General features: G+C 69.3%; 9 protein-coding genes and 1 pseudogene. 7 read left to right on the forward strand and 3 right to left on the reverse strand.

The annotated features are described in order from the left end of the window. Window positions 1-175 precede the first annotated feature (175 nt). From CCN35_RS05965 to CCN35_RS05990, 7 genes and pseudogenes are all read left to right on the forward strand, one after another. Window positions 176-604: a hypothetical protein gene (locus CCN35_RS05965; RefSeq protein WP_245863023.1), complete on the forward strand. Its 429-nt coding sequence runs from the start codon at window positions 176-178 to the stop codon at window positions 602-604. After that, window positions 601-915, forward strand: a complete 315-nt coding sequence (locus CCN35_RS05970) for a hypothetical protein (protein WP_086791744.1) — start codon at window positions 601-603, stop codon at window positions 913-915. Before CCN35_RS05965 ends, CCN35_RS05970 begins: the two co-directional genes overlap by 4 nt. 291 nt (window positions 916-1,206) lie before the next feature. Next, the gene (locus CCN35_RS05975) at window positions 1,207-2,184 is read left to right on the forward strand and encodes an ABC transporter ATP-binding protein (protein ID WP_067388191.1); all 978 of its coding nucleotides are present in this window, start codon (window positions 1,207-1,209) and stop codon (window positions 2,182-2,184) included. Further along, window positions 2,181-3,032, forward strand: coding sequence for an ABC transporter permease (locus tag CCN35_RS05980; RefSeq protein WP_086791746.1), 852 nt, complete (start codon window positions 2,181-2,183; stop codon window positions 3,030-3,032). Before CCN35_RS05975 ends, CCN35_RS05980 begins: the two co-directional genes overlap by 4 nt. A gap of 115 nt (window positions 3,033-3,147) precedes the next feature. Then, a pseudogene (locus CCN35_RS29240) lies at window positions 3,148-3,539 on the forward strand (IS5/IS1182 family transposase); the annotation flags it as partial. Window positions 3,540-3,700: 161 nt separating this feature from the next. Continuing rightward, window positions 3,701-4,315 (forward strand): TetR/AcrR family transcriptional regulator, encoded by a 615-nt coding sequence (locus CCN35_RS05985; protein ID WP_086791748.1) that lies wholly within the window; start codon window positions 3,701-3,703, stop codon window positions 4,313-4,315. Then, complete coding sequence (locus CCN35_RS05990) at window positions 4,312-4,722, forward strand: DUF6069 family protein (protein ID WP_086791750.1); 411 nt, start codon at window positions 4,312-4,314, stop codon at window positions 4,720-4,722. The genes CCN35_RS05985 and CCN35_RS05990 overlap by 4 nt, the downstream gene beginning before the upstream one ends. Before the next feature lie 140 nt (window positions 4,723-4,862). Here CCN35_RS05990 and CCN35_RS05995 read toward each other — a convergent pair whose 3' ends face one another. The 3 genes from CCN35_RS05995 to CCN35_RS06005 all read right to left on the reverse strand — a co-directional run. Continuing rightward, window positions 4,863-5,663 (reverse strand): hypothetical protein, encoded by an 801-nt coding sequence (locus CCN35_RS05995; protein WP_086791752.1) that lies wholly within the window; start codon window positions 5,661-5,663, stop codon window positions 4,863-4,865. A 222-nt stretch (window positions 5,664-5,885) separates the two neighbouring features. After that, window positions 5,886-6,209 (reverse strand): hypothetical protein, encoded by a 324-nt coding sequence (locus CCN35_RS06000; protein ID WP_143631398.1) that lies wholly within the window; start codon window positions 6,207-6,209, stop codon window positions 5,886-5,888. Window positions 6,210-6,272: 63 nt separating this feature from the next. Then, a partial coding sequence (locus CCN35_RS06005) for a DUF6177 family protein (RefSeq protein ID WP_086791757.1) occupies window positions 6,273-7,320 on the reverse strand: 1,048 nt, incomplete at its 5' end.

Below are 7,320 nucleotides of genomic sequence, written 5' to 3' on the forward strand. Positions count from 1 at the left end.
AGTCTCAGGGGACCAGGTCACTCACCTGGCTTGTACCGTCCAGCATCAAGGCGACGCCGCAGTTCATCCGCCACCTGGGGCCAGACAGGCACCGAACGGTCAAGATCCATGTATTCGAGCATCCGCGAATCTCTGCAATCACGCGACCGCGAATACTCGTATACGCGTATCCTCGGTGGCACAGAACACCACGGCAAACCCCCGCGACCGGGGCAAGCGGTCCGGGGGCACGGCCGATCTGAACACGGAGCAGACCGACATGCGCACCCTACTGACTCTTCTCCTCTCATGGCTGCTGCCCGCCAGGGGCAGGCGCCGTGCAATTCCACCCGAGCGGGCATCGGTGGCCGCGACGGCCGACGCCGAACAGAAGTCCCCCGTCCGGCGGCTGATCATCGCGCCCTCTCCCCCTGTCCCCCGCCCCGAGGACGCCGAGGACTTCGCCGTCATCGTGGCCGACGGCCTGCCCCTCGTCCGCCCCTACCTCCTCGCCCACGAGGCCTGCGAGAGGGAGCAGGAGCGGCTGCGGCAGTGGGGCAGACGACATGCCGCCGCACTCGCAGTACCTCTCGGACAGGGCCACCCGGCAGGAGTGACAGCATGACCTCCTCCCCCGCGCACCGCCGTCTGCTGCCGTGGAGCCACGACGGCAAGCCGGCCGTCCTTGTGACGGACGGCACCGAGACGTTCCTGTCCCGGCTGGCCGACGCCGTCGAGGAACAGCAGATCCAGACGGCGGCCGTGATCCTGGGGCTGGCCAAACCGATGGTCAAGGGCACGGCGAACCTCTCGGCCCATGAGCTCCGCTGGATCGCGTGCCGCCTCGTCGAATCGCTCACGGACGTCCTGAACATCTGCGAGAGCCGGGGCCGGCGCATCCCGCCGTACGACGAAGCAGACAAAGACGACGAATGACCCCAAGGCGGAAGCCCCGAGCCCTTGTTGGGTCTCGGGGCTCTCGCCGAACGAGTCCGCCCCCTCCGTGCTCACGGCCGTCGGCCGGCACATCGGCGACGCCCGGTGGGGCCGAAGAGGCATCCGACCCGTTCGGTACGGTGTTCGCCCGGGGAGGGCCCGAGGGGCTGCCGCCAGGTGGCGGCGATCCGCCGCCGTCGCGGACTCGTCCCACGACCACGGATGCCGGTGCGGTCCTCGGCTCCTGTTCCCGGGGGACGACAGGAACCACGGGAGGGACGGGGAACGCCGATGACGACCACGCACGCCGTGTCCGGTGTGGAAAGCAGCCCGCCACCGGACAGCGACACGGTCATCGACGTACGGGACCTGCGGATGCGCTACCGCACCCAGGAAGTGCTGAAAGGCGTGGACTTCACCGCCCGGCGCGGCGAGGTCGTCGTCCTGCTCGGCCCGAACGGCGCGGGCAAGACGACCACGATCGAGATCCTGGAAGGCTTCCGGATGCGCTCGGCCGGTGACGTGACCGTTCTCGGCACCGATCCGGCGCGCGGGGACGAGCGGTGGCGCGCACGCCTGGGCATCGTGCTGCAGTCCTGGCGCGACCACGGCAAGTGGCGGGTGCGGGAACTGCTGGCCCATCTCGGGGCGTACTACGCGCCCTACTCCACCGCCCAGGTTCAGCGGCCGTGGGACATCGACGAACTCCTTGCCGCCGTGGGCCTGACCGAGCAGGCGGACAAGCGGATCTCGACCCTGTCGGGCGGGCAGCGCAGACGTCTCGACGTGGCCGTCGGGATCGTGGGCAGACCCGAGCTGCTGTTCCTGGACGAGCCGACGACCGGTCTGGACCCGGAGGCCAGGAACGAGTTCCACGACCTGGTCCGCGGACTCGCGAACGAGAGCACCACCGTTCTGCTGACCACGCACGACCTCGCCGAGGCGGAGAAGCTCGCCGACCGGATCCTCATCCTGGCCGGCGGCCGGATCGTGGCCGACGGCTCGGCCGAGGAACTGTCCCGGAGGATATCGGCCGAGGCCACCGTGCGCTGGACCCGGGACGGGCAACCCTATGAGGAGTCGACGGCCGAACCCACCCGCTTCGTCCGCCGGTTGTTCGAGGAGTACGGCGATGCGATCGGTGGGCTGGAGGTGCGCCGGGCGAGCCTGGAGGACACCTATCTGACGATGGTGCGGGAGCTGGAGGCGGGGAAGGTCCCCGGCGAGCAGGCGGCACACGCCTTCGGAAGCAGGGAGGAGGCGCGATGAGCCCGGTGTGGTACGCGGCGCGCCTGGGGGTACGGCGTGGCTGGACGGAACTCCGGCAGACCTTCACCTCCGGGCAGGATCTGTTCGGGTATGCGCTCTGGACCGCCCTGCTCATGATTCCGCTGTTCCTGGCCGGTGACGATCCCCTGAAGGGCGCGGGCATCTCGGCCGGGGCGTTCATGCTGCCGAGCATGGTGGGCATGACACTGGCGTTCACCGGCGTGATGACCACGGCACAGCTGCTCGCGACCGAGCGCGAGGACGGCACGCTGCTGCGCGCCAAGGCCGTGCCCCATGGCATGGTCGGCCTTCTGGTCGGCAAGGTCATCATGGTGTCGGGGACGGCCCTCGTCTCCATGGCGCTCCCCTTCGTCGCGGGGCTGTTCCTGGTCGACGGCGTTGCCCAGCAGGGCGGCGGAGCACTGCTGACGCTGGTGTGGGTAATCCCGCTGGGCCTTCTGGCCACCCTGCCGCTGGGCGCCATCCTCGGCTCGCTCATCAACAGCCCGCGCACCATCGGTCTGCTGACGCTCCCGGTGATGGGGCTCGTCATGATCTCCGGGATCTACTTCCCCCTGTCGAAGCTGCCCGAGTGGCTGCAGATCATCGGGCAGATCTTCCCCGTGTACTGGCTCGGCCTCGGGCTTCGGGCCGCGTTGCTGCCGGCCGGGGCGGTCACCGCCGAGGTCGGCGAGTCCTGGCGGCACCTGGAGACAGCGGGTGCGCTGAGTGCCTGGGCCATCGTCGGGCTGCTCCTCGCCCCGTCCGTCCTGCGCAGGATGGCCCGCCGTGAGTCGGGGGCCGCGATGGCGGAACGGTACCGGAAGGCGATGCAGCGGGTCGTTTAGAGCCGCTGACACAGTGAGGTGGCGCGGTGCTGATGGCTGTGCCCGGCTGAGGAGTTGAGCGTTGTCCGAGCCTTGGGCCGCAGGCCGCTGCCGGGCCGGCAGGTGCTGCAAGAAACTCGGCCTCGGCTCCGGCAAGGCATGCCGGAGCCGACTGCGGGACTGAAACGAGGCCGGGGTCTGGCAGCCGACTGCACACGGTGCTGCTCGCCGGGTTGAACGCCGCCGCCCGCCTGGGCTGGTCGTGCTGCGCGGCCAGCTCCTTTCACGTCAGGGCGTTGAAAGAGGGATCCCCATGGGTCTCTCGCCGGTCGACCGGGGACGAGCCGGCTCGAAACACCACGTGATCACCGGCGGGCACGACACCACACTCCCCGCCATCCTCACCGGCGGCAACCGTGGGCGACGTCACCCAGCCACTGCCGCTACTGGACGCCCTCACCGCAAGGGAGGGAGCCGACGGCCCCTGTGCGTCGGCGGGATCCCCCGGACGACCGGTTCGCCCACCGCGCGGTGGCAACCGCGACCGATCAGGGGCACGACCCAGCACTCCAGGCGCAGTCGTGGGTCTTGATGAGCTGTCGTCAACAAGCAGCCGAGTACGGGAAAAGTGAACGGAGTGAGTGCTCACTCATTGACGGAGTGAGCACTCACTCCGTACTCTCGCAGTCATGACAGCGCCCAAGGAGAACCAGACCACCGCCCGTCGCCGCGCCCCCGGCATGTCGCCGGAGCAGCGCCGCAAAATGATCATCCAGACCGCGATCCCGCTGATCACCGAGTACGGCTCCGCCGTGACAACCGCGAAGATCGCCCGCGCCGCGGGCATCGGCGAGGGCACGATCTTCCGCGTCTTCGCCGACAAGGACGAACTGCTGCAAGCCTGCATCGCGGAGGCACTCTCCCCCGAGCACGCCATCCGCGAGCTCAACGCGATCGACCTGTCCCAGCCGCTGCCCGACCGGCTCGCGGAGGCGGCCGAGGCACTGCAGGCACACATGGACCGGCTCGGCGCGCTCATCGGCTCGCTGGGGCACAGCGGCGGCAAGCACCCCGGCACGGTGCGCGGCGTGGGCCGCGACGAGTCGACGACCCGTATCCGCGCGGCCCTCGCGGAGCTGCTGGAGCCCGACAAGGCCGCCCTGCGCCGGCCTCCGGAGCAGATCGCGGCCCTCTTCTTCGGGCTGCTCTTCACCCAGCCGCGTACGGAGGACGAGCCCGACCTGTCCCCGCGGGAGCTGGTGGAGGTCTTCCTGCACGGGGCGCTCTCGGGGGGTGCCAAGTGAGCACGCGGAAAAGGCACCTGGGGGTCACGGCCCTGGCCGTCCTGGCCCCCGTCCTGGTGTGGCTGGTCACGGACCCACTGCTGGGGCACCGGCTGCGGATCACCGACGGCGAGCAGACACTCGACATCGGCGCCGTGCCCGTGGGGTTCGTCGCATTGCTCGCGTCGCTCTCCGGCTGGGGACTGCTGGCCGTCCTGGAACGGTTCGGAGCGCGGCGCGCCCGCACCATCTGGACCGGGGCGGCCGTCGCCGTACTGGCCGTGTCCTTCCTGCCCTTGACCGGCGACGGCATGGACGGCGGCACCCGAGCCTCCCTCGCTCTGATGCACCTGGCGGTGGCGGCGGTGCTGATCCCGGGACTGGGCGGCAAGTCCCCCGGGACGGGAGCCAATGCCACCAGGGGGTGACCGCCGGCACCCAGTACGCGCGAACAGCGCCAGATGAAGGAAGCCCTGCCAGAGCGTCCTACGGCCGGAAACGACCGCCGAAGCGCCCACGGCCTCCCACGCAGACAGGAGGTTCCACCAACCGTCGCACAAGGCCGCCGTCAGGCCGAGGCCTCGCCGCAACCGGCGGGGCCTGTGGGAGAACACCGCGAGCGATGCCCGGTATTCAGAGCTGCCCACGCAATGAAACGCTCGGTTCCCTGCCGGTTCATCGCCTCGCACAAGGCCTCGGACGGGGACAAACCTCGCCTCTTGGCCTCACTCAGACGCGTCAGCCAGTCCACTGCGGCATCGAAAGCAGCGTGGCCACTGGAGTTCTTCGGTTCACAACCGGCGGCGTCACCTTCCTCGGCTGCCCACAGGTAGCCGAGGACTCGCCCCTTGCTCCGCACCTCAACGGAGTCGACCGGTGATTCGGTCGTTGTCTCGAAGCGCGCCGCCCCTTGCGGGATCCTTCCTTCCAGCCGCTCGGTACGGCGAGGGATCTCGAACATGTACCACGAGTCGAGCAGGTCCGGATCGTCATCCGGAAGCTCGCCGAAACCGTCCTCCGTGGGAACGCCGTGGCCACCCGGATCCCAGGGCTCGACCGGGGCGCCGGTCAGCTCCGTGACGGCAGAGAGGGCGGCCGTCGGCCGGGGAGCGTTCTCTCTTCTCACGTCGGGCTGCCTGTGACCGCGCACATCATGGGACATCCAGGCGTCGGAAAACGTGTGCAGAGTCGTCGTTGCGGCACCACTCGGCCGCATGTCGACCGACACTGCGAAGAGCCGTTGAACATGGTGCGTCACACCGTCACGCACGCAGGGTCCTGGAAGAGACAAGCCGATCGTCAGGGGTCCCACGTCCTCCCCCTTCAGCGCTCCCAGCGCCTTCAGGAGTGCGTGCTCGACGCCGGGCATCAGGGGCTTCGACAGGCACCCGCTCCACGCGCCGCGCGACCACGCCGCTGTGTCCGGCGTGGACAGTGATGTCCGCCTGCGCTCCCTCCTCGGCGAGACCGAGTGACCGCAGCACTGACCACGTATCGAGCACCTGTCGTGCGCACCGCACGAACAGCCTGCTTCCCGGGCTCGGGATCCTGGTCTCCCAGGACCAGCTGCCGACCGGATCAATCGCGGTGATCACAGAACTCCCCTGTAGACCTGGGAATGCGGGCGGCCGGAAAAGTCGAACCAACTCCAGATGCCTTGGTGGACAGCGACTTCGGCTGTCGGCTCGAGAGGGTCGGGTGAGACGGTCAGTTTGCTGGTGATGCCTGTGGACCCCGCGTCGAGTACGTACCAGCCGTACTCGAGCTCTATGGGGGTGAGCAGGTCGAACTTCTTCAGCGCCTCGGCCATGGATGCCGCGATGTCCAGTGCCGACCTGAGTCCCGGTTCAGCGGCGTCGCAGAGATCCCAGAACCAGGAGCCGCAGGGTCGTGGTGCGCGCATCAGGGTCGGCATGACTGTTTCCCGAGGTAGACGCTCCCGCGCAGATCACTGCCGCCGTTGCGGACGGCATCTGTTTCATCCTCGAGCCCTGTTCAAGTGGTCGTTGATCTGTTTCAGGCGGTGCCAGGCGGATGGGTCGGTGCCGTCGCCGAGCGTGTAGTGCATGGCCGGGCGGGCTGACGGGCCGAGGTGAGCCGGGACGGTGTCCGTGGCAGTGGTCCAGGAGTGGTTCGGGCCGAGGTCGGCGACGGCGTCCGGGCCGAGAGTGAGGGAGACGGGAATCGGCGGTGGCTCGTAGTGGGCCGGGGCCGTGAGATCGGCGCGGGCTGCCCGTAGCTCGGTGATCATGGTGGCGAGGTTGTGCCCGGTGGCAAGTTCCTCGGCCAGCTGGGGCAGCAGGTCCAGGGGTGCGGGCCGGTCGGGGGTGTGGCCCGTGGCGAGTGTGATGTGCTCCTCGACGCCGAAGTGGGTGTGTACGACGTGCATGGTGGCGATCGCCGGGCTGTCGGGGCTGCCGACGGCCACCAGCCAGGTCGGTGCGCCAGTACGGGCACGGGTACGTGCGAGGTCGGTCAGCTGGCGTGGGGACCAAGGGACGTTGACCGGCTCAGCCGTGGACCATCCGGCTGGTGATTCGCCGGTGAGGGTCTGCCAGGCACGTTCCAGCGCACCACCGAGCTGGAGATGCTCACCGGCGGGATGGATGGTGCGCAGGGACAGCAGGAGTTGGCGTTCGTCGGCAGCACTGCCTGACGGGGGTTGGTAGGCATCCGCGATGGTGGGGCTCTGCTCGGTCGCGGGCGTGAAGTGGCCGTCGTGCCAGTGCAGTACGAGGCCGGAGAGGCCGTCGTAATAGCCGGTACCGGGGATGTGGACGACCCAGCGGGCGGGGGCACGCTCCAGGAGGGTGCGGGGGGGCAGGGTAAGACGGGTGCCGGGCGGGGTGACCAGGTACAGGTGACGGCCGGTCCGTGCGGCGGTGCGCAGGAGCTCGGTCAGCCAGGTGGTGGCGGCGACGATCGGGTGGTCGTGCAGGACGACGATGGCTTGGTCAGTAAGAAGGTCGCTTTCGGTGAGTACGTCGCCAGTGACGTCTTCGGACGTCAGCGGGTCGGTGGTCGGG

Origin of the sequence: Streptomyces thermovulgaris, assembly GCF_002155915.1 — a bacterium.
In the GTDB taxonomy this organism is placed as follows: domain Bacteria; phylum Actinomycetota; class Actinomycetes; order Streptomycetales; family Streptomycetaceae; genus Streptomyces; species Streptomyces thermovulgaris.